1 protein-coding gene is annotated in these 1,130 nt (G+C 62.6%); it reads right to left on the bottom strand.

Annotation, left to right across the window (positions count from 1 at the left end):
• Positions 1–78: 78 nt before the first annotated feature.
• A complete protein-coding gene (locus AB0B89_RS36550) occupies positions 79–849 on the bottom strand; it encodes a hypothetical protein (RefSeq protein WP_358562408.1) in 771 nt (256 codons plus the stop codon).
• Positions 850–1,130 lie beyond the last annotated feature (281 nt).

The following is a 1,130-nucleotide window of genomic DNA, read 5'->3' as shown; positions in this document are numbered from 1 at the left end:
GGCCGCCGCTGACTTTAGGAAAGGCGTATCGGTTAAAGCCGATCTGCGCGGTTTTCGGATCTGGGCCTCTACGCCAGTTCAGCGCCCGCTTGAGGGCGCCGCGCTCCACGTGTTGCACGAACCCGGGTCGGCCGACTTGAAGCCTCGATCGGCCCAGTAGGTGATCGACTTACGGCTGCCCTGGTCCTTGCTCGCCCAGTCCCGTATGTAGTAGAGGAGGTCGTCCCAGTCCTTCTTGGTGCGGTCGAGGGAGTCCCACACGCTCGCGATGAAGGCCGCGGAGAAGCACTCGCTCTGCAGGTTGTACCGGCGGTTCTGCTCGGCCAGCTCGGCCTTGTTCCGGTAGGAGATGTTCTGGTAGGCGTTGTCGATGCTGGTGAGCTTCTGCACGTGCTCGGCGTAGTTCACGGCCAGCAGGTTGAACAGGAAGAGGTCGTCAGGCTCCTTCAGGAAGCGCTTCGTGAGGACGATGGTGATCGTCCGCGACTCGCCGCAGTAGTAGCTCGTCCAGTCCTTGAGCCACTTGGCGCCGCAGAACCGCTTCGGAGCCTTCGTGACGAAGACGGCCTTCGCCTTGGAGAAACTCTTACCCGCCTTGCGCACCTGAACGGCCCAGGTCCGGTTGAGGCAGGTGAGCACACCGTTCAGATAGCTCTTGGCAGAGCCGGCGTCCAGCTTCTTGATCGGCTTCTCTGGGCACTTGGTCGTAGGAAGGGCTCCCTTCGCGTACAGAGAATTGCCGGTGAGGGTCTTGTCCTTCACGGGATAGGCGACGGCCGCCGAGGCGGCGCCGATCGGCAGCAGCGCGGCGGCCGTCAGACCCACAAGAGGAATCAAGGTTCGTCTCATGACGCCAAATCTAAGAGCGAGGTAAAGAATGGGAAAGCCTCCCTCGGGAGGCATTCCTCACTGGCATCGAAGACGATTACCGGCGTCGGGGACGTCCGCCCGTCGCCCGTTCAGGCGCGGAAGACGTCGGCGTGTTCGGCGGCCCACTGGGCGAACGTGCGCGCCGGGCGGCCGACGGTGGCGGTCGCTCCGGAACCTGTCAAACGTGTTGAGACATCAGGCTACTTGTGTGGTTTGTGGTGAAGCGCCGTCGTCTTGAGACGTGAGTGGTTTGTTGATCC

Origin of the sequence: Sphaerisporangium sp. NPDC049002, from assembly GCF_040649355.1 — a bacterium.
Lineage (GTDB): Bacteria > Actinomycetota > Actinomycetes > Streptosporangiales > Streptosporangiaceae > Sphaerisporangium.
Note: the sequence above shows the minus strand (reverse complement) of the source record. Positions and strands in the feature narration are given on the sequence as shown.

Bases quoted from the DNA above. Each gene is read 5' to 3' on its own strand.
- AB0B89_RS36550 (WP_358562408.1), bottom strand. From the start codon at position 849: ATGAGACGAACCTTGATTCCTCTTGTGGGTCTGACGGCCGCCGCGCTG.